Origin of the sequence: Rhizobium sp. 57MFTsu3.2 (genome assembly GCF_012932765.1) — a bacterium.
Taxonomy (GTDB): Bacteria; Pseudomonadota; Alphaproteobacteria; order Rhizobiales; family Rhizobiaceae; genus Rhizobium; species Rhizobium altiplani.
The window spans coordinates 40,888-66,298 of the sequence record NZ_JDWI01000035.1 but is presented as its reverse complement, the minus strand read 5'-3'; the positions used below and the strand labels follow the sequence as shown (position 1 = coordinate 66,298).

Below are 25,411 nucleotides of genomic sequence, written 5' to 3'. Positions count from 1 at the left end.
GTCGCATGCCAGTGCCTGCTGGCTGCAGCCGCCCAAAACATCAAGAAGATCGCCATGGCGCTCACCAAGCCACCCAGACCAGCCATGGCATGAGGGCCAGAGGCCGCCAACTTCGCCCCGCCTCAGAACCCAACTAAAACAACCAACGTCCAAAAAACAANCCCGCCGAAAATATCGGCGGGTTTGTCAGCAGTCTGAGCCCGCTTCCCAGCGGGCTTTTCTCGTTTTAGCTATTGCGCGCATCCGCGGCTGCCGCCACGCAATATCCGTTTGAATAGCGTCGAGAGTGCTGATTTACTGAGTTTCGGTCAGGAGGCCGCCAGCCATGAGATGCTTGGTTCTAGTCGTTGCGTGCTTGCTCCCGACGGTATCCTTTGCCGCCGGGCCTGTGAAGGTCGATGCGAAAGACTACAGCTGCGCACAGCTCGCGCAGATTATCCGCCAATCCAAGAAGGTCTATGTCCGCCTCGGCTTCGGAGGCCGCAACTTTCGCTATCCGCCAGCTCAATGCGGCCCAGGCGACAAGCTGAGCACCGCTAGCTTGCGTGACCGTACGGGCAAGCAGTGCCTCCTGGACTACGCCTGCATCAACGATCCAATGTCGATGTACAATTACTAGGTCGCAGATTATAAGCGCGCGGCCACCGCCGGACTGAGGCGGGTCGGTCGCGCGACTATGCCAGAACGTATGTCAACCTGATCACGTCCCCGCCAATTCGATCGCTCGCCACGAGGCGCAGCGGCGGCCGCGGGCCGGCGAAGAACGGCTTGCCGCGACCAAGCACGACGGGATGGAGATACATTCGATATTCATCGACCAGACCGAGGTCACCAAGACTTCGCGCCAGTTCAGGTCCGGAAACTTCAATCACTCCGTCCAGCTGAGCCTTCAACCCGCGGATGGTCGCTTCGATGTCGTCCGCGACAAGCGTGGCGTTCGGGCCGACTGATTGCAGCGAGCGCGACACGACCCATTTCGGTTGGCGCCGCCACGCCGCTGCGTAGTCGCACTCCGCCTCGTCCCATTCGGCATGGTCTTCGTCCCAATACCGCATCGCCTCGTACATGCGGCGACCGTATACGCTTCCGGCAAGGCCGCGCACGTCGTCGATGAAATGACGAAAGAGCACGGGATCGGGCGGCCCAAATTCTAAATGGTCGACATAACCATCCAGGGACTGGTTCAAAGCGAACACGAGCTTGGACATGCTGCAGGACCTCCTCCCAAGTTCCTCACAACGGTCTGACCGATGCTACGCAGAAATGAATTTGCTTACAATCTGACGTCGCTTGGTTGGTGCGACCAAATTAGAGCTCCCTTCCAACCTCTACGCACAAGGCAGACCGGCCCTAACCACCCACGGGTCACCTACAGTGGCCATTTGTGTCGACCTATTGACCTCAACTTAACTTGAGGAATTACACCCGCGCTTGTGACATCCAAAGCAAAGGAGACAGGGATGAACGGAGCGTTTTACCGGATCGACAAGTTTGCTGTTCCGGAGGCTGCGCGGGAGGAATTCCTCATGAACGTGCTGAAGACGCACGAGGTCTTGCAGGCGCAGGAGGGCTTCATCAGCCATCAGGTGCTGGAGCAGGTTTCAGGGCCTGGCGAGTTCAACTTCGTGACGATCGCGCAATGGGAAAGTGCCGAGGTGATCGACCGGGTCAAAGCGGTGGTGCAGGCAGCCCATCGCGCCAGAAACTTCGATCCGCAGGCGCTGTTCGAACGCCTAGGCATTCGCGCCGACATTGCCAACTACAAGCCGATCGCGGCTTGATCCGAATGGCCGGCTAGACGCCGGCCATGTTCTTTTCGCGGCGGACAAGCAGGTAGAAGCGTCCGCAAAGCATCACGGCTGCCGCCGCCAGCCCGACCAAGAAGCCGAACCAGATGCCGATTCCACCGAAGCCAAGCGGGAACGCAAAGGCCCAGGCGAGGAAGAAGCCAATCGGCCAATAGGCGATCAGCGCCAGGATCATCGGTACGCGCGCATCCTTCAAGCCGCGCAGCAGGCCATTGGCGATTGCCTGCAAGCCATCGACCAACTGGAAGAGCCCTGCCACAACGATCAGCGGCCCAGCATAGGCAAGCACCTGAGGTGCCTCCGGCAGGGTCGTATCAAGGAACCAGCTTCCCAGGAACTCGGGAACGGCAGCAAACAGAATGCTGCCGGCCGCCGCGATCAGGCAGGCGATGACGACGACAGCGATCGAAGCCCGAACGACTGCGGTGTAGTCGCCCTGCCCGTGCGCGACGCCGACCCGAACGGTGGCCGCCTGCGACAGGCCAAGCGGGATCATGAAGGCAATCGACGCCCATTGCAGCGCGATGCCGTGAGCGGCGAGCTCGATCGTTCCGATTTGCCCCATCAGCAGCGAGGCAACGGTAAAGAGGCTCACTTCGGCGAGGATCGTCACGCTGATCGGCAGGCCGAGACGCACGACTTCCCAGAAGGCCTTCCAGTCGGGACGCCAGAACCGGACGAATATCTCGTAGCGCCGCGTCTCCGCCCTGCTCTGCACATAGCCAATGATAAACAGGAAGCCGGCGGCCTGCACGACGACCGAAACGATCGCCGCTCCCTCTAGGCCCATTGCCGGGAAGCCGAAATGGCCGAGCACCAGCGCATATGCGAAGAAGGCGTTCAGCACCAGCATCGCGATCGTCACGTTGAGAATGACCGCCGCGCGGCCGATCGCGCTGACCAGCGCACGCATGACATTGTAAAGCAGCCCCGGCAGCACGCCGAATTGACCGATCAATATGTAGCCATGCGCGAGTGCAGCCACTTCGGGCTTCTGTCCAGCGGCAAGCAGGATCCGCTCGGAATTGAAGAACGCTGGCAGCATGATCACCCAATAGGCCAGCACGACCCAAAGGCCCATGCGTAGCGACCGGCGCACGCTGACGACGTCGCCCTTCCCGTAGGCCTGCGCAACCATCGGTATGACCGCGATGGCGAAACCCGAGCCGAAAACGAGGATCGTGAACAGGAACTGCGCCGATAGCACCATGGCAGCGAGGTTTTCAGCACCGAGACGGCCGACAATCATCACGTCGGTCGTGTTGATGCCGAGCTGGGCCAGCTGCGCGCCAATCAACGGGACTCCGAGCGCCAGCGTGGCGCGGAAATGCGCAGCCCAATGGTTATCGTTTTTCGGCGCTAGCTTGCGCGCGTCGATCGGCGTGTCCATGACACCAGTCCTGTGATTGAATCGCTGACGGCCGCAAGTTGCGGCAAAACATCAAGAGGAATTAGATCAAAGCTCCGCAAAGAGCCATTCAAAACTAGGCAAATGATGAAAAATTCATCATCGCATCACGAATTCTGATGGCTCACTCGGCCGGCTGCTCGACGGCTTCTGCGACCTTGACCGTGCGTACCTTCGTCAAGAACACAATGGCCGCGATCAGGATGATGATGGCCGACAGCAGGTATGGCGCCCCAGCGAAACGCACCGGCGCCTCGGGTCCAGTGAAGTAGCCGAACAGCTGCGTAAAGATCAGCGGCCCGACGATCGTGGTGATGCTGCTGAGGCTGGTGAGCGCCCCTTGCAATTCTCCCTGAGCAGAGGGGGGCACCTTGGCGACTGCTATGCTTCGCAGCGGCGGATCGGCGACATTTTCCATCACCGTCAGCACGATGATCGTGTAGACCATCCAGCCCTCCCAGGCGAAGGCGTAACCCGTCAGTCCGACGACGGAAAAACACAAGCCCAGCACTGCTGTCTTCCACTCGCCGAGTACCGGCACGATCTTCGGCAGAATGACGCCCATGACAAAGGCTGCGCCGATGCCGTAGATGCCGAGAGACAGGCCGATCTGGCCCTCGCTCCAGCCATAACGGAAAGTCGATACGAAGGCCCAGACCGCCGGATAGACGGCATGCGCCAGCCAGAAAAGGAACATGACCGCACAGATTGACCCAATACCGGGGTAGTTTCGCATCTGCTTCAGCGCGCCAAGAGGATTGGCACGCTTCCACTCAAACGTCCGACGATTCTTTGCCTCCAATGTCTCGGGAAGCATGAAATAGGCGGCAACGAAATTGAGGAACGAGAGCGCCGCTGCCCCAAAAAACGGTACTCGGGGGCCGAACTCGCCGAGGAAGCCGCCGATGACAGGGCCGATCGTGAAACCGACGCCAAACGCAATGCCGATCAGGCCGAAATTCTTGGCCCGATTGTCATCATTGCTGATGTCGGCGATGTAGGCGGAACAGGTCGCAAAGCTGCCGCCGCTGAAGCCAGCCAGCGCACGACCGATAAAAAGCATCCAGAAGCTCGTCGCCACTGCGCAGATGAAGTTGTCGATCGCAAAGGTCAGCACCGACAGAAGCAGAATGGGGCGCCGCCCGAAGCGGTCGCTGAGATTGCCCAGGAACGGCGCAAACAGGAACTGCATGACCGCATAGACGACAAGCAGCCAGCCACCATCGAGAGCTGCATCGCTCACGGACCCACCGGTCAATTGCTCAAGATAAGCGGGCAGCACAGGCATGATGATCGCGATCCCGATCACGTCGAGAAACAGGATCATGAAGACAAGGAACAAGCCGCGACGAACGAATTTCGGATCAAGCATGAGGCATCTCTACAGCAGGCTATTTCTGAAAAGACGATCTCGTCGCCGGCATTTGTTACATAGCTCACGTATATTAGCGAAACAATCCGTGAACATTTCAAATCTTTTGATAGGCTCACGAGTTAAGTTGATCGAGAACCGGAACAAACGGGGATTCTACCCCTCTTTCCGCGGTTCGCCTTTGACGAAGTCGACGAACGCCCGAAGCGCAGGCGGCATGTGTTTACGGCTCGCATAGTAGAGAAACGGACCTGAGAATTCCGTCACCCAATCATCGAGGATCGGCACCAATTCTCCCCTCTCGATGGCGGGCATCAGAACCTCCTCGAAGGTCCTGATGATGCCGAGCCCGGTGACCGCAGCCGAGACTTGCATTTCGATCGTGTTGGCGATGATCGGCCCCTTCGGCGTAATCACTAGAGTCTCGTCTGCCCGCTCGAACTCCCAGGGCAACGCAGCTCCGCTGAGGAAACGATGCCTGACACACTCATGCTCGAGCAGGTCGCGCGGGTGACCAGGGATACCGCGGCGCTCGAGGTAGTCAGGCGCGGCCGCCGTGACATATCTTTGACGGCGCGGCCCGATCGGCACTGCGATCATGTCGCGCTCAAGCCGCTCGTCATAGCGGATGCCGGCGTCATACCCGGCTGCGAGCACATCGACGAACGTATCCTCTCCGACGATCTCGAGCGAGATCCGCGGGTAACGCTTCAGAAAACGGCTGGCGAGATCAGGCAGGAAAAGCCGCGTGGCGATGATCGGCACGTTGAGGCGGAGGGTTCCGCTCGGGCTATCACGGAAAACGTCGAGTTGCTGGAGCGCCAAGGAGATTTCGCTAAGCGCAGGTGTCAGGCGTTGGAGCAGCCGCTCCCCAGCCTCCGTCGGCGTGACGCTGCGGGTCGTCCGGTTGAGCAGGCGAACACCGACATGCTCCTCCAGCCGCCGCAGCGAGTCGCTCAGTGAAGAAGCGGAGACACCGCGCTTGCGGGCAGCGGCGCGAAAGCTGCGCTCCCTTGCAATGGCCGTGAAGGCATCCAGATCATTGAGAGGAAGGTCTTCCATTGTGCATTTCCCCGTACAGCTCGTTCGCATTCATATGGATTATCGCACGAGGCCGGGCGCGATAAAACTATTCCCGGCGATCAACATCGGCGTGACGAAGGAGAACGAAATGGAAAAGCATCGTTTGGGAGAAACCGGCCCAATGGTATCGGCCATCGGCCTCGGCTGCATGGGCATGTCCGGCATGTACGGGCCATCCGACCGCAGCGAGAGCATTGCCACGATTCATGCTGCTCTCGACGTCGGCATCAACCTGCTCGACACCGGCGACTTCTACGGCATGGGCCACAACGAGATGCTGATCGGCGAAGCGTTGAAGGGCCGCAAGCGGGACGACGTCGTCATCAGCGTCAAGTTCGGCGCCCTGCGCGATCCAGCCGGCAACTGGAGCGGCTACGACTCCCGGCCCGCCGCGATCAAGAACTTCCTCGCCTACACGCTGAAGCGTCTCGACGTCGACTACATCGACATCTACCGCCCCGCCCGCCTGGATCCCAACGTTCCCATCGAGGAAACGGTGGGCACGATCGGTGACATGATCAAGGCAGGGTACGTCAGGCATGTCGGCCTTTCGGAAGTCGGCGCAGATACCATACGCCGCGCAGCCAGCGCCCATCCGATTTGCGATCTGCAGATCGAGTATTCACTGATCTCGCGCGGCATCGAGAACCAGATCCTGCCAACCTGCCGTGAGCTCGGGATTTCAATCACCGCCTACGGTGTTCTCTCCCGCGGCCTGATCAGCGGACATTGGCATAAGGGACAGGCAACCGGCTCCGGTGATTTCCGCGGCATGAGCCCGCGCTTCCAGGACAGCAACATCGATCAGAACCTCGCGCTCGTCGAGGAACTGCGAAAGATCGCGGACGAGAAGCGGGTATCTGTCGCTCAGATCGCCATCGCCTGGGTGGCGGCCCGCGGGCAGGACATCGTGCCCCTCGTCGGCGCGCGCCGACGTGACCAGCTTACCGAAGCGCTCGGTTCGCGCGCTGTGCAATTGTCCACCGAGGATATGGCGGCCATCGAACGCGCCGTGCCGAAGGACGCCGCGGCGGGTGCACGCTACCCTGACGCACAGATCAGACATATGGACAGTGAAAAGTGATGCTGGCCAGCCTCTCCACATAAGGAGAGGCTGTCTCAAATCACACGGGGCCTGAGAAGGTATCGCAGGCCGACAACTGCCCGCTGTCGAAGCCACGCTTGAACCAACGCGCCCGCTGCTCCGAAGTGCCGTGGTTGAAACTCTCGGGCACGACGTAGCCCTGGCTGCGCTTCTGCAGCCTGTCGTCGCCAATCTGCTGGGCTGCGTTCAGCGCCTCCTCCAGATCGCCGGCTTCGAGAATGCCCTTCTGATCGGTAAATTTGCCCCAGATGCCGGCGAAGCAGTCGGCCTGCAGTTCAACGCGGACGGACATCTTGTTGGCCTCCGCCTCGCTCATCCGCTGACGCGCCTCGTTGAATTTCGGCAGGATGCCCAGCAAGTTCTGAACATGATGGCCGACTTCATGCGCAACGACGTAGGCTTCGGCGAAATCGCCGGAGGCGCCGAACTGGCGGCTGAGCTGGTTGAAGAAGGCCGTGTCGAGATAGACCTTGTGGTCGCTCGGGCAGTAGAAAGGACCGGTCGCCGCTGAGGCAAAGCCGCAGGCAGACTGCGTCTGTCCGGAAAAGAGAACGAGGCGAGGCTCTTCGTACTGACGACCAAGGGACTGGAAGATCCCGTTCCACGTGTCCTCGGTCTCGGCAAGAACGGTACGAACGAATGCGGTCATTTCATCGTTGGCAGGTGTCTGACTTCCCGATTCGCTTTGCTCATAGCCGGGGCCGTTGGTCGTCATGCCGCCATCCATAACCTGCAGCAGGTCTATGCCCATGGCCTTGAGGATAAAATAGATGACAACAAGAAAGATGATGGTGCCGATGCTCAGGCCGCCGCCGCGCCGGCCCATGCCGCCGCCGGTAGGAAAGCCGAAGCCTCCACCTCTGCCCAATCCGCCCATGGAAGGATCGCCACGACGATCCTCGATGTTGTCGGACTGACGCCGGCCTTTCCACTCCATGACGGTTCCCCTGGGCTAAACCTTCGATCGGTAGGTATATATCTCGATGATCGGGAAATTCCAGTTAACCTGAGAGAACCCGTACACCACTGTGGACCAGCTTGACGAGACATCGACATTCGGGCCTCCTTGCGAGAAAGAAGTCTGAGGAGGAGAGACATGAAGGCACTTCGGCTCGAAGCGACGGGCAAGCTGGCTCTGCGCGAGGTAGAGCGTCCCGACCCGGGTGTTGGCGAGTTGCTGGTTCGTGTGGAGGCTTGTGGCATTTGCGGCACCGACCGGCATCTGTTCCTCGGAGAGTTTCCTTCCAAGCCGCCCGTTACGCTCGGCCATGAGTTCTGCGGCATCATCGAAAGAGTGGGCGATGGCGTGAGCGGCTTTCGCGAAGGCATGCGCGTCACCGGCGATCCGAATATCGCATGCGGTCAGTGTCCAGAATGCCAGCGCGGCCGCGTCAATCTCTGCCATAACCTGCAGGCGACCGGCATCCATCGCGACGGTGGCTTTGCGGAATATGTCTGCATCCCGCAGCAGCAGGCTTTCGAGCTGCCCTTGGCACTGCCGCCTCTGCATGGCGCCTTCTGCGAACCTCTCGCCTGCTGCATCCACGGTGTCGACCTTGCGGAAATCCGAACGGGCTCGTCGGTTGTCGTCCTTGGCGGCGGCGTGATCGGCTTGCTGGTCGTCCAGTTGGCCCGCCTGGCGGGAGCGACAAAGGTTGTTCTCGTTACCCGCAGCGAAGAGAAGCGGAGGGTCGCCGAAAGGCTGGGAGCGACCGCGAATGCGGATCCCTCGGTCGGCGATATCGTGTCCCGCTTGACCGCGCACGACGGTTTGTTGCCGGGAGGCGCCGATGTCGTCATCGAATGCGCGGGCGTAGCGGAAACGATCGAACAGGCACCTGGGCTTGCGCGGCGCGGCGGCACGGTCGTGATCCTCGGAGTCATGCCGCAGGGTGTGAAGGTCGCAATCGAGCCGTTCGATCTCCTCTTCCGAGAGATCAAGCTGGTAAGCTCATTTATCAACCCGTTCACTCACCTGCGGGCGGCCGAACTGATCGCGTCGGGAACGATCCAAGTCGAGCCACTAATCTCCCGCCGGATCGGTTTCAAGGAGGGCGTGGAAGCGATCTCCAATCCCGCCCGGAAAGGCGAGATCCGGGCACTTGTCGTACCGGGCATCGACTAGGCTCTCACAAGAGCTGCCAATTCCTGTCGATTCCGCAAATTATGGGGTTCCGTTTACAAATACATTTGCCTATAAGCCGCTTCTAGCCTGAAAAGACCATCATATGCGCGACCCGGCCGGTGCCTCCCACCCTGGCCGGCTTTCTGCGCAGCTAGGAAACGGAAAACGCCCATGCCGAAGCGCCAAGATATCAAATCGATCCTCATCATCGGCGCAGGACCGATCGTCATTGGCCAGGCTTGCGAATTCGACTACTCCGGCACCCAGGCCTGCAAGGCGCTGAAGGAGGAAGGCTACCGCGTCATCCTCGTCAACTCCAACCCGGCAACGATCATGACCGACCCGGGCCTCGCCGACGCCACCTACGTCGAGCCGATCACCCCCGAAGTCGTCGCCAAGATCATCGCCAAGGAGCGCCCCGACGCGCTGCTGCCGACCATGGGCGGCCAGACCGCGCTCAACACCGCGCTTTCCCTGAAGAGAATGGGCGTCCTGGACCGCTACAATGTCGAAATGATCGGCGCCAAGCCCGCCGCTATCGACAAGGCCGAAGACCGCGCCCTGTTCCGCGAGGCGATGGAAAAGATCGGCCTCGAAACCCCGCGCTCGATGCTCGCCAACGCCACCGACATCAAGGATGCCGACCGCAAGACGCATGAAGCCGAGCGCAACAAGCTGAAGGAAAGCCTCTCCGGCGCCGAACTCGACAAGGCGCTCGACGAACTGGAAAACCAGTGGAACCTCGGCGAGACCGACCGCAAGCAGCGCTACATCAGCCACGCCATGGCGATTGCCGCCCAGGCGATCGACGTCGTCGGCCTGCCCGCCATCATCCGCCCCTCCTTCACTATGGGCGGCACCGGCGGCGGCATTGCCTACAACCGCTCGGAGTTCTTCGAAATCATCGGCGGTGGCCTCGATGCCTCCCCGACGACCGAAGTTCTGATCGAGGAATCGGTTCTCGGCTGGAAGGAATACGAAATGGAAGTCGTCCGCGACAAGGCGGACAACTGCATCATCATCTGCTCGATCGAAAACATCGACCCGATGGGCGTCCACACGGGCGACTCGATCACCGTCGCGCCGGCTTTGACGCTGACCGACAAGGAATACCAGATGATGCGCAACGCCTCGATCGCGGTCCTGCGCGAGATTGGCGTGGAAACCGGCGGCTCGAACGTCCAGTTCGCCGTCAACCCGAAGGACGGCCGCCTCGTCGTCATCGAAATGAACCCGCGCGTCTCGCGTTCGTCGGCGCTTGCCTCGAAGGCCACCGGCTTCCCGATTGCCAAGGTCGCCGCCAAGCTCGCCATCGGCTACACGCTCGACGAGCTCGACAACGACATCACCGGCGGCGCGACGCCCGCCTCCTTCGAACCGTCGATCGACTACGTCGTCACCAAGATCCCGCGTTTCGCCTTCGAGAAGTTCCCGGGCGCCTCGCCGGTTCTCACCACCGCCATGAAGTCGGTCGGTGAAGTCATGGCGATCGGCCGCACCTTCGCCGAATCGTTGCAGAAGGCGCTGCGCGGCCTCGAAACCGGCCTGACCGGCCTCGATGAAATCGAAATCCCCGGTGTTGAAGAAGGCGAATCCAGCCAGAACGCCATCCGCGCCGCGATCGGCACACCGACGCCGGATCGCCTGCGCATGGTGGCCCAGGCGCTTCGCCAGGGCATGAGCCCCGAAGAGGTTCACGAGGGCTGCAAGATCGACCCGTGGTTCATCGCCCAGTTCAAGGCGATCGTCGATATGGAAGCCCGCATCCGCGAGCATGGCCTGCCGACAGACGCCACGAACCTGCGCACGCTGAAGGCAATGGGCTTCTCCGACGCCCGCCTCGCCACGCTGACGGGCAAGCGCCCGAAGGAAGTCGCCGAGCTGCGCAACAGCCTGAACGTCCGCCCGGTCTTCAAGCGCATCGATACCTGCGCTGCCGAGTTCGCCTCGCCGACCGCCTACATGTACTCGACCTACGAAAGGCCTTTTGTCGGTGAACTGCGCTCTGAAGCCGAAGTCTCGGCCGCCAAGAAGGTCGTCATCCTCGGCGGTGGTCCGAACCGTATCGGCCAGGGCATCGAGTTTGACTACTGCTGCTGCCATGCCGCCTTCGCGCTGCGTGACGCCGGCTACGAAGCTATCATGATCAACTGCAACCCGGAAACGGTCTCGACCGACTACGATACGTCGGATCGCCTCTATTTCGAGCCGCTCACGGCTGAAGACGTGATCGAGATCCTCCGCGCGGAGCAGGAAAAGGGCGAAGTCGTCGGCGTCATCGTCCAGTTCGGCGGCCAGACCCCGCTGAAGCTTGCGGAAGCGCTTGAGAAGAACGGCATCCCGATCCTCGGCACTGCGCCCGACATGATCGACCTTGCCGAAGACCGCGACCGCTTCCAGAAGCTCCTGATCAAGCTCGACCTGACCCAGCCGAACAACGGCATCGCCTACTCGGTCGAACAGGCTCGCCTGGTAGCCACCGAGATCGGCTTCCCGCTGGTCGTGCGCCCGTCCTACGTTCTCGGCGGCCGCGCCATGCAGATCCTGCATTCGGAAGGCCAGCTGCAGACCTACCTGCTCGACACCGTGCCGGAACTGGTGCCCGAAGACATCAAGCAGCGCTACCCGAACGACAAGACCGGCCAGATCAACACCCTGCTCGGTAAGAACCCGCTGCTGTTTGACAGCTATCTCTCGAACGCCATCGAAGTCGACGTCGACTGCCTCTCCGACGGCAACGACGCCTTCATCGCCGGCATCATGGAACACATCGAGGAAGCTGGCATCCATTCGGGCGATAGCGCCTGCTCACTGCCGCCGCGCACCCTTTCGAACGAGATGATCGACGAGCTCGAGCGTCAGGCAAAGTCGATGGCCAAGGCGCTGAACGTCGTTGGTCTGATGAACGTACAGTTCGCCATCAAGGACGGCACCGTCTACGTGCTGGAAGTGAACCCGCGCGCCTCACGTACCGTTCCCTTCGTCGCCAAGACCATCGGCGCCCCAATCGCCAAGATCGCCGCCCGCGCCATGGCCGGCGAGAAGCTCGACGCGCTGTTCTCGACCTACGGCCAGAAGCCGGATCCGCGCAACCTCAAGCATATCGCCGTCAAGGAAGCCGTCTTCCCGTTTGCCCGCTTCCCCGGCGTCGACACGCTGCTCGGCCCGGAAATGCGCTCGACCGGCGAAGTCATCGGCCTCGACACCGATTTCGCGCTGGCGTTTGCGAAGTCGCAGCTCGGCGCCGGCGTTGAACTGCCGCGTGACGGAACGGTCTTCGTATCGGTCCGCGACGAGGACAAGCCGCGCGTGCTGCCGGCCATCCGCGTTCTCGTCGGCGAAGGCTTCAAGGTTCTGGCAACCGGGGGCACGCAGCGCTTCCTGGCTGAGAACGGCATCGCGGCTACGAAGATCAACAAGGTCCTGGAAGGTCGCCCACACATCGAAGATGCGATCCGCAACCGCCAGGTCCAGCTCGTGATCAATACGACGGACGGCAACAAGGCGATCTCCGACTCCAAGTCGCTGCGCCGCGCAACGCTGATGCAGAAGGTCCCCTACTACACCACGATGGCCGGCGCCGAGGCGGCCGCCCAGGCGATCAAGGCGCTGCGGGCTGGCAACCTCGAAGTTCGTCCGCTGCAAAGCTACTTCTAATAAAGAATTGGACCGGCGCGCCATCCGCGCCGGTCCGCTCTCGAGGCGTCGGAGCCGTTAGATTCGCGCCCTTGCATCCTGCGCGTCCGCCTTGACGTTCCAGGCATTCTGAAAGGCCGGTCGCCGCCGATCCTGCAAAATCAGCTTTCCGCCTTCTTCACGCCGCGTCGGAATGGCGTGACGATCGATAGCGCCTTCCAGAGTCATCGCAAGGTCGTGGGCGAAAACCCGATTGCCGATATGCCATGAGTGGGTCCATGAACCAATCTGGGGCTGCGAAGCTGGATCGACCGTATTGAAATACTCACCGCAATTGACGTCGACCGCTTTAGCGTTGACCAACGCCGGCAGCCCAACGCGACCGACACGCGGCGCAACGCCGAGCCTCTTCGCGTTGGATACGGCAAGGACGGAATCGAAAGGATTGGAGTAGTTGGTGAGCCGCATGATCCGGCGGAACATCGGCTGATTCCAGTCGCTCGCAAGCGACAGGCTATCCGTGGACACATCGCCGCCAATGAACGCAACTGCCTGATGCGCTTTAGAACGGTCGGAATGTCATTGTTGTAGCCATGCACAAAAATAAGCACATCGCCCCGCGGACCGATCGAATTCGGATTCTCGTCGCCATCCGCGAGCCCCTGCACCTCGGCGACCCAATCCTTCGCACTGGATACTGCCTGGCGCGCATCGTAGCTGTCGAGCACATCAGGCACCTTCAGGAACTTGATCGGCCCGGGTTCCGCGATCAATGCATCACCCGTTCGCTTTCTGGCACTGATGATGTAGTTGTCGCCCATCTTCCCCTCCTGCGCCAACAAGCCCTACGCCCAAGACGATCGTACAGCTTACAGATTCAACCCAAAGACGCCAATGCAGCGCCGATGCGGGCAGTATCTCGGCCGGCGTTCTTCCTGACGGCGATAGAGCCAACAAAGACGCCTCAGCCCATTGGAGCCTGTACCAACGGTCGAATCACGCTTTGCGATCCCGAGGGAACGGCGAAATATGCATCATTTTTTGCGCCATCGAGAGAATTGCCAGTCAGTCCTTCAGAGGCGTTCTCAGCGAACCGTCCACCTCAAAGTCAATATTGCTCAGGTTTGCGGTCGTAACGGAGCGCCTCCGGGTAGCGATACGAATTTTATGGAAATCAGCGGTGGCGATCTGCTATAACCACAACAGTTAGGATTGTTACACGGTTCCGAAGTTCCCCTTCGGGACCTGTTTTCTTTTGTGTCTGCGGCTAAGCGGACACGGGGAGTGAAGGACAGAAAAATGGTTGATAAGGTACCGATGACGCAGGGTGGTTTCGTCAAGCTGCAGGAAGAACTGCGCTGGCGTCAGCAGGAGGAGCGCCCCCGCATCATCGAGGCAATCGCCGAAGCCCGTGCCCATGGTGACCTCTCGGAAAACGCCGAATACCATGCGGCCAAGGAAGCGCAGAGCCACAACGAAGGCCGCATCAGCGAGCTTGAAGACCTGACCGCACGCGCGGAGGTCATCGACCTGTCGAAGATGTCCGGTGACAAGATCAAGTTCGGCGCGAAGGTGAAGCTCGTCGACGAGGACACCGAAGAAGAAAAGACCTATCAGATCGTCGGCGATCAGGAAGCCGATGTTAAGGCCGGCCGGATCTCCATCTCGTCGCCGATCGCTCGCGCGCTGATCGGCAAGGAAGTCGGCGACTCGATCGAAGTCAACGCACCCGGCGGCTCCAAGGCCTACGAAGTCCTTTCCATTTCCTGGGGCTGATTGATCCGTGGAAGGTCGCGGCCAACCGGCTATCGTCAATGTTAGTGACGTCGAGATTATTGCGCCGAACTTCAAAAAACGGCTCTCCGGCGTCACCTCCACCATCATTCAGCTGATCCCGGTCCAGCGCGTACTCGGCGAGAAGATTGCGACCCTCGGCCCGGGCCTTCCAGCATCTCTGCCGCACATTCGCTTTCGCGACCTGCCGAAGCTTTGGCGCGCGCCGCGCTGTCGGCCCTTCCGCATATGGCACGCCCGCCGCAACATCGAGATGCTGCCGGCCATTCTCATGCGCGATGTCCTGCGCATGCCCCTGAAGATTGTCTTCACGTCGGCCTCTCAGCGCCGCCACACCGGCTGGACGAAATGGCTGATCTCCAGAATGGACGCCGTGATCGCGACCAGCGGCAAGACGGCAAACTATCTGGAAGTGCCGAACACCGTTGTTCTGCACGGAATAGACACGGCCCGCTTCTCTCCGGCGGAAGACAAGGCGACAGCCAAACAGCTGCTTGGTCTTGACGCCACGAAGAGGATCGCCGGCTGTTTCGGTCGCGTTCGTCACCAGAAGGGCACGGATCTTTTTGTCGACAGCATGATCCGCCTGCTGCCGACCCGACCGGACTGGATCGCCGTTATTGCCGGACGTGCAACATCCCAGCACGTCGAGTTCGAGAAGGAGCTGAAGGCGCGCGCTGCAGCCGCAGGCCTGGCCGATCGCATTCTATTCGTCGGCGAGCACACCAATATCAATGACTGGTATCGGACGCTCGACCTCTTCATTGCTCCACAGCGCTGGGAAGGCTTTGGTCTGACACCGCTCGAAGCGATGGCAACGGCGGTCCCCGTGGTCGCTACCGACGTCGGTGCGTTTCCTGAACTGCTGGTAACGGGCGCCAACGAAACCGGCCTCATCGTCCCGCGCGACGATCTCGGTACAATGGTTCAAGCGTCCAGTCTCTTCATGGATGACGAAAGCCGCCGACAGCAGGCATCGGCCCGCTCCCGAACTCATGCGATGAATACCTTCAGTATCGAAGGCGAAGCACGGAAGCTTGGCGCCATTTATCGGTCGCTTTAAGCGACGACATCAAGGCTTGCGCTTGAAAAGCTCGAGATAGGCGTTGGCAACTGCGTCTTCGGAGAACTGCTTCATCAGCGTCTCCCGCCCCCCCGCAGCAACCTTCGCGGCCAGTACCGGATCGTTGATCAGCCGTTCGATGGCGTGCGAGAAACCATCGGCATCGCCGATGTCAACCAGTAGCCCATTGTCACAGTCACGCATGAACCACGAGGGTCCCTCGGAGCGGCTGGAGACAACAGGCTTGCCCTGCGCCCAGGCCTCTAGAATGACATTGCCAAGCGGCTCGTGCTTTGACGGCATCACGAAAATATCGGCAGCGGCGACGAACGGCCGCGTATCCTTCTGCCAACCGAGAAAACGTACGCGGTCCATAACGCCAAGGTCCGCTGCGACCTTCTTGACGTTCTCCAATTCTTCGCCTTCGCCCGCAAGCCACAAATAGACATCAGGCAGCTTCGCCACCGCCGCCGTCAGCAAGGCAAATTCCTTGCGTGGTACGAAACGGCCCATCGACATCACGACGGGCGCATCAACCGGCGTGTTCAGCGACGCGCGATCGACGGGCGCCACTTGTTCAGTATTCGTGAAGTTCGAGATCACCTCGACGCCGCGTGTCCAGCCCAGCTTATTACGCACATGCTCGCCGATACCAGGCGTATTGCAAACGAGAATGTCGGAGTTTTTAAAGTAGCTGAGGTTTGTCGGGTAATCCCCAAGACGGGAGAGCTTGATACATCCCTTATAGTTCGGCATCAGTCGGCTGCCACGGGTCGCCCAAGAAAACAGCGCATCGGGCTTCTCCATACGCGCCATGTGTTTGACCCGCAAAGGCAATAGGATCCTGTCGGGTGAGAGATTTCGAAACTTGCTTTCGATGATGCGCGACGACTGCTCGATGTCCTTCCGCCATAGCCGGTTCGGACGGATGACCGCGGTTTGCTCGACGCCCCGGCGTGCCAGGGCGTTGACCAGATGAACAAAGAAACGCTCAGCACCGCCATCCTTGCCGAAATGATAATGCATCACTTTCATGATTGAACCTTTGGACCTTAGTGCCTTCCCGCATCATCAAAATTCGGATGCCGCTCGGCTGCCTTACGCTGATACAGCTTCGCCTGCGTCAGAAAGGCGTACACAGCACCTGTCATAGCTTCTATGAAGCCCGACGGCCCGCAACGCCATAGACCGTTATGAAAATAAAGGCGCCAGAAATAGAGCACCGGGCTGAAAATCAGTCTGAGGAAGGTCGTCCCCTCGCCTAAGGCGAAGTGCTGATCGGCCTTCAGGGTCGAATACTTGTTTTCCTTGAGGATCTGATCATCGATGATCAGTGGCCGGTAATGAAGAAGGCTGCCGGACTTTGCGTCCTCGACACGCCCCGTCGGCACTATGCCTTCATGAACAGCTTGCGTGAGATCATATGCGCCCCTGCCCTTGCGGATCAGCCGCAGGTTCCTGCGCTCGTGCACATGCACAGGGGTGTAGCCGTAACCGACCAGATAGGGGCGACGCGCCAGCCGCCACCCGACAATATCCTCGGAAGCGGCAATGAGCTCCGGCAAAAGCTTCCGCAGGGGTGCATCGAGCCGTTCATCGGAATCGATATTCAAGCGCCAAGGCTGCGTACACTGATCGAGTGCGAATTGCTTCTGCCCTGCGTAACCGCGCCAATTCTCGTGAAACACCCGGATCGGCCAGCCATTCTCGATATAGGACTCCAGCAGAGCAATCGTCCCGTCCGTCGAACCGGAGTCAACGACCACAATCTCCGCGCACTTATCCAGGCTCTCGATGCAATTGCCGAGATACGCTTCTTCGTTCAAGCAAATGATGAACGCGGAAATGGGCAATTTGGTCATTGGAATGATCTTCGTGTCTTTTTCCGCGGCAGAGCTAGCAAAGCGCCTTCACTACGGCATAAGCCGTTTCATTCATAGAGCAATGCTGCTTCTCTTGGCCGCTCAGACTTCGACCAGGCCCACCCGCTTGACCTGTCGGATCGTCAGCATCGTCCGCACGGTATCCACATGCTCATTCGCCGTCAGTACCTCGATAACGAAATCCTGGAAGCGCGTCAGGTTCTCTGCAACACAGTGCAGAAGGAAATCGCTATCCCCGGAAACCATCCAGGCCTGCCGCACGAGAGGCCACTGCGTAGTGGCGGCGGCAAAAGCCTTGAGGTTGGCTTCCGACTGATGCTTGAGGCCGACCATGCAGAAGGCGACAAGGTCGAAGCCGAGCTTCGGGCTGTTCAACATCGCGTGATAGCCTTCGATGACGCCAGTCTCTTCGAGCTTCCGCACGCGACGCAGGCACGGGGGCGCCGAAATCCCGACGCGGTCGGCGAGCTCGACATTGGTCATACGTCCGTCTGCCTGCAGCTCACGCAGTATCTTTATATCGATGGCATCGAGTTCGGCGCGAAGCACAATCCTGCCCTTCCTTTAATTCCTGGTCGCCAGCTTCTATATAAAGCGACGGAATTCGCAAGAAAGTTTCAACACGGCGATGGATTGTTGCACAGCGCGCCGAGAAAGCCTTGTTGGTAACGCAGGGCTGCCCTTGAATAAAAGCACTGGACGTTCATAAATGGCGAATGGATCGCGAAACGGCCTCATTCGCCTCTTAGCCGCCGCTCTCCCGACAGTCGAAAGGAAATACCCATGTCCGCCCGCCACACCAAGGTGCTCATTATCGGCTCCGGCCCTGCCGGCTACACGGCTGCCGTCTATGCAGCCCGTGCAATGCTGAAGCCAGTGCTGATCGCCGGCATGGAGCAAGGCGGACAGCTGATGATCACCACGGATGTGGAGAATTATCCGGGCTTTGCCGATCCCATCCAGGGACCTTGGCTGATGGATCAGATGCTGCAGCAGGCAAAGCATGTCGGCGCCGAAATCGTCAACGACATCGTCACCGAAGTCGAGATGAACCAGCGCCCGTTCGTGGCCCGCACCGACAGCGGCCAAGTCTGGACCGCCGATACCCTGATCATCGCGACCGGCGCCAAGGCAAAGTGGCTGGGCATCGAGAGCGAGCAGCATTTCCAGGGCTTCGGCGTCTCGGCCTGCGCGACCTGCGACGGTTTCTTCTACCGAAACAAGGACGTCATCGTCGTCGGCGGCGGCAACAGTGCCGTGGAGGAAGCGCTATACCTCTCCAACATCGCGAAGTCGGTGACGGTCGTTCACCGCCGCGACAGCTTCCGTTCGGAGAAAATCCTCGAGGAACGGCTGTTCTCGAAGGAGAACATCAAGGTCCTCTGGAACACCGAGGTCGCTGAAATCACCGGCACGCCGGCCAAGCCGCCGATGCCGCCGTCCGTTACGGGCGCTCGCCTGCGCGACACGCGCACGGGTGCGATCACCGAGGTTGCGGTCGACGGCGTCTTTGTTGCTATTGGACACGCCCCGGCAACCGAGCTCTTCAAGGGCAAGCTGAAGCTGAAGGATAATGGCTATCTCTGGACCGCACCGGATTCGACGGCGACCAGCCTCGAAGGCGTTTATGCCGCTGGTGACGTGACCGACGACACGTTCCGCCAGGCGATCACCGCCGCCGGCTTGGGATGCATGGCAGCTCTCGAAGCCGAACGATATCTGACGGGCCATATGCCCGTCGCCGTGGCCGCAGAGTAGGACCGGCTATGAGGGGTGGGGGAATGCCATTGGATTGGGACAAGCTGCGTATCTTTCACGCAGCTGCCGAAGCGGGTTCGTTCACGCATGCGGCGGATAAACTGCATCTGTCCCAGTCCGCGATCAGCCGTCAGGTCAGCGCACTCGAGCAGGATGTCGGCACAAAGCTCTTTCACCGCCATGCGCGCGGTCTGATTCTGACGGAACAGGGCGAACTGCTTTATCGCACCGCCCACGACGTGCTCCTGAAGCTCGAAACCGTGAAGATGCAGCTAACCGAGACGACGGAAACGCCGACCGGAAAGCTGCGCGTAACGACGACGGTCGGCCTTGGCCAGGGTTGGCTGACCGACAAGATCCAGGAGTTCATGCAGCTCTACCCGGATGTCCAGATCCAGTTGATCCTCGACAACGAGGAAGTGGATGTGAACATGCGCTACGCGGATTGCGCCATCCGCCTGCGCCAGCCGGTGCAATCCGACTTGATCCAGCGCAAGCTGTTCACCGTTCACATGCACGTCTATGCGGCCCCCTCCTACATCAACCGCCATGGCGAGCCGCAGACGGTCGAGGACCTCGACAACCATCGTATCATTACCTTTGGCGAGCCCGCGCCGAGCTACCTGCTCGATGTCAACTGGCTTGAGGTCGCTGGACGCTCGTCCGACAACAAGCGCATCCCGCATCTGCAGATCAACAGCCAGACCTCGATCAAGCGCGCATGCCTGCTCGGCATGGGCGTTGCCTGTATGCCCGACTACATCGTCGGACGAGATCCTGGCCTCATCCAGCTGCCGATTAACGCTGACGTTCCGTCGTTTGATACGTACTTCTGCTATCCTGACGAAATGAAAAATGCCGCCAAGCTGAAGGCTTTCCGCGACTTCATCGTCAGCAAGGCACGCAACTGGAACTTCTAGTTGCTCACCCTAGAAATACAAGCTGTGCAATATGCGCATGTCTGGCATGCATAAACTGGGGTTGCCGTTTGCTCATTAAAGCACCATATCGCACACAGCTGATGCACACGGTGGCTTTTCCTCCCAGTTCCACCGCATTAGCTGTTCCCCTCTGGAGGTTTTGACCTTCACACCTATAAGGGCCCCGATCTTTCGGCGGCCCTCTTTTTTTGCCCGATTTTTTCGCATTGCAGCAGAAAATTGTGCAGCGCATAGCAGGCATGCGCAAACATGCATTGCAATCTGCCTCTTGAAGCAGCATATCCCACTCAGCTGATGCATTTCGTGGCTTCTCTCCCAGTGCCACCGCGTTAGCTGTTCCCCTCTGGAGGTTTATTGACCTTCACACCTTTAAAGGGCCCCGATTTTTCGGCGGCCCTCTTTTTTTGCCCAGAATTTAGCCAGATCCGAAAGAGCAGCAAATCACGCCGTCGTGTCTTGCATATCGAGTGTTGCCGATCCATATATCGTCTACGGACGATTTATAATTCGAAGAACGACGATGGAAAAAGACGAGATCCTGAAGGCGATCGCCCATCCGACCCGGATGGAAATTCTGAACTGGCTGAAGAAACCTGAGGAGCATTTCTCCACACAGGAACATCCGTTTGAGATGGGCGTCTGCGCCAGCCAGTTTGAGCGCTGCGGCCTGTCTCAGTCGACCGTATCAGCGCATCTCGCGACCCTGAACAGAGCAGGGCTTGTGACGACGAGACGCGTTGGCCAGTGGATCTTCTACAAGCGCAATGAGGAGACCATCGCGGCTTTCCTCAAGCAACTTTCGAAGGATCTGTAGCGTATGCGGCTGCGGCCCTAATTGGGCTCGCATCGTAACCTCCTCCCCCATCTTCGGCCTCGGCCGAGTGATCCTCCCGCACCAAGAAAGGACTCTCATGAGCAAGCTTTTCGAACCGACAAAGGTTGGCGACATTGCCATCAAGAACCATATCGTGATGGCGCCGCTGACGCGCAACCGCTCGCCGGGTGCCGTTCCGAACGACCTGAACGTCGAATACTACCGCCAGCGTGCGACGGCCGGCCTCATCATCACCGAGGCAACGGCCATCACACATCAGGGTCAGGGTTACGCGGACGTTCCCGGGCTTTACAAGAAGGAAGCGCTCGACGGCTGGAAGCGAGTGACGGATGCCGTCCACGCAGCAGGAGGCAAGATCGTCGTGCAGATGTGGCATGTCGGCCGTATCTCGCATACGACGCTGCAGCCGAACGGCGGCAAGCCCGTCTCTTCGACGAACCGCATCGCCAAGGCCAAGACGTACCTCGTCAATGACGATGGCACTGGCGCCTTTGCCGATACCTCCGAGCCGCGCGCCCTTCAAACCTCGGAAATCCCGGGCATCATCGAGGATTACCGCAAAGCTGCGCGCGCCGCGATCGACGCTGGCTTTGACGGTGTGGAAATTCACGGTGCAAATGGCTACCTGCTCGACCAGTTCCTGCGCGACGGCGTCAACGACCGCACCGATCAGTATGGTGGCTCGATCGAAAACCGCGCCCGCTTCACTTTCGAAGTGGTAGACGCCGTGACCAAGGAAATCGGCGCAGGCCGTACAGCCATTCGCATTTCGCCTGTCACGCCTTCGGGCGAGAGCTACGACTCCAACCCGCAAGCGCTCTTCACCCATGTCATCGAAGGCCTGGCGAAATATGATCTTGCCTATATTCACGTCATCGAAGGCCAGACCGGCGGCGACCGCGACTTCAAGCAGGGCACCAACGCCGCCTTCGACTATAAGGCTCTGCGCCAGGCCTATGAAAAGGCTGGCGGCAAGGCGAAGTGGATGGTCAACAACGGCTACGACCGGGACCTGGCGATTGATGCCGTCGAGAGCGGCCGCGCCGATCTCGTCGCTTTCGGAAAGCCATTCATCGCCAATCCGGATCTCGTGGGACGTCTGGAAAAGAACCTGCCACTGAATACGCCCGTGCAGGCCACCTTCTACGGCGGCGGACCAAAGGGTTACATCGACTATCCCGTGATCGAAAAGGCCGCCTGAACCATCAAGTGCCAACGGAATCCCGCCATTCGGCGGGATTTTCTTCTTCTAGCGCCTAGCTAACATGGCGCCATGTTCGAGTCGTACATCAAGCGCTGGCGACTGACCGTCGACGGCGAACCGATCATCACTCATTCCAGCCACCTCCTGCCCGTTCTCCGGGACGGCAAACCCGCCATGTTGAAAATCTCCAATGACGAGGCCGAGCAGGCTGGCGGCGCTTTGATGCAATGGTGGGGTGGCATCGGGGCAGCGAAAGTCTACGCCCACGACAACGAGGCAGTTCTGCTCGAGCGTGCAATGGGCCATCGCTCGCTGTTGGGAATGGCAATGGACGGCGCGGACGATACGGCGACCCGCATCATGTGCCGCACCGTCGCAGAACTTCACGCCCCACGCGAACAGCCTTTGCCGGACCTCATTCCACTGGCCCGCTGGTTTCGTGACCTGGAGCCGGCAGCACGTGCCCATGACGGCATTCTGGCCGAGTGCAACCACATCGCTGGAATACTGCTTGGAAATATCAGCGATCCCGTGGTCCTGCACGGCGACATTCACCACAGCAACATCCTCGATTTCGGCGAGGACTGCTGGCTGGCAATCGACCCCAAAGGCCTCATCGGCGAGCGTGGCTTCGACTACGCCAACATCTTCGCCAACCCAGATCTTCCGACAGTCACTTCCCCGGGCCGTCTGCAGAGGCAACTCCGGATCGTCGCGACCGAAACTGGCCTAGAGCCGAAACGGCTGCTGCAATGGATAGTCGCCTATTCCGGCTTGTCGGCGGCCTGGTTTCTGGGCGGCGGATCGACGGAACTGGCCCAAAGCCCCCTCGCAGTCGCGCGCATTGCGCTTGCCGAACTACAGCAGGGATAGGCACGCCGTAGGAGCCTCGCCGAGGCAGGCAAAAACAACACTAATACACCGCCTGCGCGGACGCGCGAGCCTCGAGTTCGTTCGGCTCAGCCGCCAGACACCCGAGTGCGACCAGGGAGCTACGAACAGCGTCGTCGATCGGGGTATGAGGCTCGCTGCCGAGTTCGGCAACCAACCGTTCGTTCGACATCCGCAGCGGCTCGCGCCAAAGGTACCGCATTTCCTTCAACTCGCGCATGAAGGTGACGAACGGGGCGGCCAGAGGCACGATCCACCACGGGAAGGCCCGCGTCTTTATCCTACTGCCGACAACCCGCTTGATTGCAGCGGCCATCTGGCTGCCATCGGCATCCCAGAAGCCATCCATGTGATACACGGCGAAGGGCGGAAGGCGATCACCACGCTCGACCAGACGGATCATCGTCTCAGCAACATCGGGCAGGTACGCCCACTGGTGTCCGACACCCGGCCGGGCCGGGTTCTTGACGGCCTCGACCGACTTTCCCGGCGTGACCATGCCTTGCGAAAACCAGCTGTTGGCAGCCCCCGGCCCGAAGTAGTCGCCGGCCCGAACGATGATGACGCGCGCGCCACTGCGCGAGGCAATCTCCAGTCGCCGTTCCATTTCGGCGCGGATCGCTCCCTTCATCGTCACGGGCTGCTGTGGACTATCCTCCCGAAGAACCGGAAAGGCATCCGGTCCGAAATTATAGACCGTGCCCGGCAGAACGATGCGCGCACCAACCGAATGTGCAGCGGCGATGGTGTTGTCGAGCATCGGGAGAACGAGCTTTTCCCAATCGCGGTAGCCCGGCGGATTGACAGCATGAATGATAAGGCTGACGCCGCGCGCCCCGGTCACGAGATCCTCGGCGTTCATCGCGTCGCCTTGGACCCACTCGAAGTCGGGCGCTTTCGCGCGAGCCTTCGCTGCATCGCGGTTCAGCGCCCTCACATGCCAACCGCACGCGGCGAGCTTCCGAGCGACCTCCCCTCCGATCCCGCCTGTTGCACCCAGTACCAGAGCAACCTGTCCGTTCTGCCCAGTCATGATGATCTCCGTCAATTTGAACTGAGCCAATCATGCGGGCATTTTCGGATAAACGAAATTGACGAATCTCGTGTCGCAGATATACATAAATGCATGAAGAGAGAACCGGACTGGCATTTCTACCGGACGCTATTGGCTGTGCTGGAACACGGGTCGCTTTCTGCGGCGGCACGTGACCTCGGCCTGACGCAGCCGACCGTCGGACGGCACATCGATGCGCTCGAGAATTCAATCGGCTCGCAACTCTTCGTCCGCTCGCCGAACGGTCTGTTGCCAACCGATGCAGCCCTTGAACTGAAACCCTATGCCCAAACGCTCGCAGCGACATCCGCCGCCCTGCTGCGAACTGCCTCGGGACATCGAGAGCAGGTTGCCGGCACCGTCCGGATAAGCGCCAGCGAGGTCATCGGCGTCGAGGTACTGCCTCCCATCCTTGCACCGCTGATGGCTGCCCATCCCGATCTCAACATCGAGCTTTCGGCGTCCGACGCGATCGAGGACCTTCTCAATCGGGAGGCGGATATTGCCGTCCGGATGGCAGAGCCGACCCAGGATCAACTTATCGGCCGCCGCATCGGAGAGATACCGCTCGGCTTTCACGCCCACCGGCGCTACCTGGCGCAACACGGCGCACCACTGGGGATGGCCGACCTCGCACGACATCGCCTCGTCGGCTTCGACCGGCAGACAGCCTATATCAGGACCATGATGGCGCGCTTTCCATTGCCAGACAATCTCGTCTTTGCGTTCAAGAGCGACAACCCGCTCGCGCAAATCTCGGCCATTCGTGCGGGTCTGGGGATTGGAATCTGCCAGATGGGCATCGCCGCGCAGGACCCAGATCTGTTGCCGGTTCTGCCCGAACTTTTCCGGATACCCCTCGACACGTGGGTCGTCATGCACGAAGGGATCAAAACGGCACGCCGCTACCGCGTCACGTTCGACGCGCTGGTAGACGGCCTGTTGAATTACACCAAGGGAACTGCGCATAAACGCCGGGGTTGATCATCACATGGATGATGACCCCTGTGCTCATGCGCGCGGCGAGGCTTCGCTGGAATGGCTTTTCCAGGTGCCGTCGACAACCTCAGTCTCCGGCCGGTCTCCGCCTTCGGCATACTCCTCATGCCATTTACCTTTGTCATCCTGCCAGCTGATCTCGGCGGAATCACCGCCAACCTGCTGTTCAGCTGCAACGATACGGGCTGCCTCAAGCGCTTCGGAGTGTGTCGGGAATGCTTCGGAGTAGACACCGCCCAACCGGTAGGCCCAGCCTCCGTCGTGAGGAACGACCTCGTAGACCACCTTGACCATGCCTCTCACTCCTCTTCTTCTTGTTTCGCGCTCGAATACTGACCGGATGGCATCCAGTGCGCGGGCCGCGTTGGAGGAAACGAGAGGGCGCCGCGATATGCTTCCGGCTGACCGATGCGTTAGTATTCCATTAAATTCTCAAGACTGCAAACTTACTC

The 25,411-nt window shown here is 60.1% G+C and carries 24 protein-coding genes; 13 read left to right on the top strand and 11 right to left on the bottom strand.

Annotated features, from left to right (window positions below; all coding sequences use genetic code 11):
• Nucleotides 1–325: 325 nt before the first annotated feature.
• On the top strand, nucleotides 326–619 hold the full coding sequence (locus tag AF71_RS27150; protein ID WP_018857182.1) for a hypothetical protein: 294 nt from the start codon (nucleotides 326–328) through the stop codon (nucleotides 617–619).
• Nucleotides 620–674: 55 nt separating this feature from the next.
• Here the strand turns inward: AF71_RS27150 and AF71_RS27145 are convergent, their stop codons facing one another.
• Nucleotides 675–1,208, bottom strand: a complete 534-nt coding sequence (locus AF71_RS27145) for a dihydrofolate reductase family protein (RefSeq protein ID WP_018857183.1) — start codon at nucleotides 1,206–1,208, stop codon at nucleotides 675–677.
• Between the two features lie 252 nt (nucleotides 1,209–1,460).
• Between AF71_RS27145 and AF71_RS27140 the strand changes: the two genes are divergently transcribed.
• Nucleotides 1,461–1,781, top strand: a complete 321-nt coding sequence (locus AF71_RS27140) for an antibiotic biosynthesis monooxygenase (protein WP_018857184.1) — start codon at nucleotides 1,461–1,463, stop codon at nucleotides 1,779–1,781.
• A 13-nt stretch (nucleotides 1,782–1,794) separates the two neighbouring features.
• On the opposite strand, the gene AF71_RS27135 is transcribed toward AF71_RS27140, so the two are convergent.
• The 3 genes from AF71_RS27135 to AF71_RS27125 form a co-directional block, all read right to left on the bottom strand.
• Nucleotides 1,795–3,198 carry an MATE family efflux transporter gene (locus AF71_RS27135; protein ID WP_062372771.1) on the bottom strand — a complete coding sequence of 468 codons (1,404 nt, stop codon included), beginning with the start codon at nucleotides 3,196–3,198 and terminating at the stop codon, nucleotides 1,795–1,797.
• Between the two features lie 142 nt (nucleotides 3,199–3,340).
• Nucleotides 3,341–4,588 (bottom strand): tetracycline resistance MFS efflux pump, encoded by a 1,248-nt coding sequence (locus tag AF71_RS27130; protein WP_018857186.1) that lies wholly within the window; start codon nucleotides 4,586–4,588, stop codon nucleotides 3,341–3,343.
• Between the two features lie 156 nt (nucleotides 4,589–4,744).
• Nucleotides 4,745–5,650, bottom strand: coding sequence for a LysR family transcriptional regulator (locus AF71_RS27125; protein ID WP_018857187.1), 906 nt, complete (start codon nucleotides 5,648–5,650; stop codon nucleotides 4,745–4,747).
• 109 nt (nucleotides 5,651–5,759) lie between these two features.
• Here AF71_RS27125 and AF71_RS27120 point away from each other — a divergent pair, with 109 nt between their 5' ends.
• Nucleotides 5,760–6,755, top strand: coding sequence for an aldo/keto reductase (locus AF71_RS27120; protein WP_026371791.1), 996 nt, complete (start codon nucleotides 5,760–5,762; stop codon nucleotides 6,753–6,755).
• A 40-nt stretch (nucleotides 6,756–6,795) separates the two neighbouring features.
• Here AF71_RS27120 and AF71_RS27115 read toward each other — a convergent pair whose 3' ends face one another.
• The gene (locus AF71_RS27115; protein ID WP_113163495.1) at nucleotides 6,796–7,713 is read right to left on the bottom strand and encodes a neutral zinc metallopeptidase; all 918 of its coding nucleotides are present in this window, start codon (nucleotides 7,711–7,713) and stop codon (nucleotides 6,796–6,798) included.
• A 159-nt stretch (nucleotides 7,714–7,872) separates the two neighbouring features.
• On the opposite strand from AF71_RS27115, the gene AF71_RS27110 reads away from it, so the two are divergent.
• Together AF71_RS27110 and carB are read left to right on the top strand one after the other, a co-directional pair.
• Nucleotides 7,873–8,901 (top strand): zinc-dependent alcohol dehydrogenase family protein, encoded by a 1,029-nt coding sequence (locus AF71_RS27110; protein WP_169683858.1) that lies wholly within the window; start codon nucleotides 7,873–7,875, stop codon nucleotides 8,899–8,901.
• 171 nt (nucleotides 8,902–9,072) lie between these two features.
• Nucleotides 9,073–12,558 carry a carbamoyl-phosphate synthase large subunit gene (gene carB / locus AF71_RS27105; RefSeq protein ID WP_018857191.1) on the top strand — a complete coding sequence of 1,162 codons (3,486 nt, stop codon included), beginning with the start codon at nucleotides 9,073–9,075 and terminating at the stop codon, nucleotides 12,556–12,558.
• A 57-nt stretch (nucleotides 12,559–12,615) separates the two neighbouring features.
• Here carB and AF71_RS31940 read toward each other — a convergent pair whose 3' ends face one another.
• Nucleotides 12,616–13,065 carry a hypothetical protein gene (locus AF71_RS31940; RefSeq protein WP_246733833.1) on the bottom strand — a complete coding sequence of 150 codons (450 nt, stop codon included), beginning with the start codon at nucleotides 13,063–13,065 and terminating at the stop codon, nucleotides 12,616–12,618.
• Nucleotides 13,066–13,836: 771 nt separating this feature from the next.
• Here AF71_RS31940 and greA point away from each other — a divergent pair.
• On the top strand, nucleotides 13,837–14,313 hold the full coding sequence (gene greA / locus AF71_RS27095; RefSeq protein WP_018857193.1) for a transcription elongation factor GreA: 477 nt from the start codon (nucleotides 13,837–13,839) through the stop codon (nucleotides 14,311–14,313).
• A 31-nt stretch (nucleotides 14,314–14,344) separates the two neighbouring features.
• Nucleotides 14,345–15,394, top strand: a complete 1,050-nt coding sequence (locus AF71_RS27090; protein WP_162763450.1) for a glycosyltransferase family 4 protein — start codon at nucleotides 14,345–14,347, stop codon at nucleotides 15,392–15,394.
• A 9-nt stretch (nucleotides 15,395–15,403) separates the two neighbouring features.
• Here the strand turns inward: AF71_RS27090 and AF71_RS27085 are convergent, their stop codons facing one another.
• From AF71_RS27085 to AF71_RS27075, 3 genes are all read right to left on the bottom strand, one after another.
• The gene (locus AF71_RS27085) at nucleotides 15,404–16,429 is read right to left on the bottom strand and encodes a glycosyltransferase (RefSeq protein WP_018857195.1); all 1,026 of its coding nucleotides are present in this window, start codon (nucleotides 16,427–16,429) and stop codon (nucleotides 15,404–15,406) included.
• 17 nt (nucleotides 16,430–16,446) lie between these two features.
• A complete protein-coding gene (locus AF71_RS27080) occupies nucleotides 16,447–17,256 on the bottom strand; it encodes a glycosyltransferase family 2 protein (RefSeq protein ID WP_018857196.1) in 810 nt (269 codons plus the stop codon).
• A 102-nt stretch (nucleotides 17,257–17,358) separates the two neighbouring features.
• Nucleotides 17,359–17,826, bottom strand: a complete 468-nt coding sequence (locus tag AF71_RS27075) for an Lrp/AsnC family transcriptional regulator (protein WP_018857197.1) — start codon at nucleotides 17,824–17,826, stop codon at nucleotides 17,359–17,361.
• 234 nt (nucleotides 17,827–18,060) lie between these two features.
• Here AF71_RS27075 and trxB point away from each other — a divergent pair, with 234 nt between their 5' ends.
• From trxB to AF71_RS27050, 5 genes are all read left to right on the top strand, one after another.
• Nucleotides 18,061–19,035: a thioredoxin-disulfide reductase gene (trxB, locus tag AF71_RS27070; RefSeq protein ID WP_018857198.1), complete on the top strand. Its 975-nt coding sequence runs from the start codon at nucleotides 18,061–18,063 to the stop codon at nucleotides 19,033–19,035.
• A gap of 23 nt (nucleotides 19,036–19,058) precedes the next feature.
• Nucleotides 19,059–19,955 carry a LysR family transcriptional regulator VtlR gene (locus AF71_RS27065; protein ID WP_018857199.1) on the top strand — a complete coding sequence of 299 codons (897 nt, stop codon included), beginning with the start codon at nucleotides 19,059–19,061 and terminating at the stop codon, nucleotides 19,953–19,955.
• Nucleotides 19,956–20,496: 541 nt separating this feature from the next.
• A complete protein-coding gene (locus AF71_RS27060) occupies nucleotides 20,497–20,790 on the top strand; it encodes a metalloregulator ArsR/SmtB family transcription factor (protein ID WP_018857200.1) in 294 nt (97 codons plus the stop codon).
• A 97-nt stretch (nucleotides 20,791–20,887) separates the two neighbouring features.
• Nucleotides 20,888–22,012, top strand: coding sequence for an alkene reductase (locus AF71_RS27055; RefSeq protein ID WP_018857201.1), 1,125 nt, complete (start codon nucleotides 20,888–20,890; stop codon nucleotides 22,010–22,012).
• Between the two features lie 72 nt (nucleotides 22,013–22,084).
• The gene (locus AF71_RS27050; protein WP_169683857.1) at nucleotides 22,085–22,888 is read left to right on the top strand and encodes an aminoglycoside phosphotransferase family protein; all 804 of its coding nucleotides are present in this window, start codon (nucleotides 22,085–22,087) and stop codon (nucleotides 22,886–22,888) included.
• A 40-nt stretch (nucleotides 22,889–22,928) separates the two neighbouring features.
• On the opposite strand, the gene AF71_RS27045 is transcribed toward AF71_RS27050, so the two are convergent.
• Nucleotides 22,929–23,939, bottom strand: coding sequence for an NAD(P)H-binding protein (locus AF71_RS27045; protein WP_062372892.1), 1,011 nt, complete (start codon nucleotides 23,937–23,939; stop codon nucleotides 22,929–22,931).
• Between the two features lie 93 nt (nucleotides 23,940–24,032).
• Between AF71_RS27045 and AF71_RS27040 the strand changes: the two genes are divergently transcribed.
• Nucleotides 24,033–24,944, top strand: coding sequence for a LysR family transcriptional regulator (locus AF71_RS27040; protein ID WP_113471211.1), 912 nt, complete (start codon nucleotides 24,033–24,035; stop codon nucleotides 24,942–24,944).
• Nucleotides 24,945–24,971: 27 nt separating this feature from the next.
• Here AF71_RS27040 and AF71_RS27035 read toward each other — a convergent pair whose 3' ends face one another.
• The gene (locus AF71_RS27035; RefSeq protein ID WP_007534149.1) at nucleotides 24,972–25,253 is read right to left on the bottom strand and encodes a DUF2188 domain-containing protein; all 282 of its coding nucleotides are present in this window, start codon (nucleotides 25,251–25,253) and stop codon (nucleotides 24,972–24,974) included.
• Between the last annotated feature and the right edge of the window lie 158 nt (nucleotides 25,254–25,411).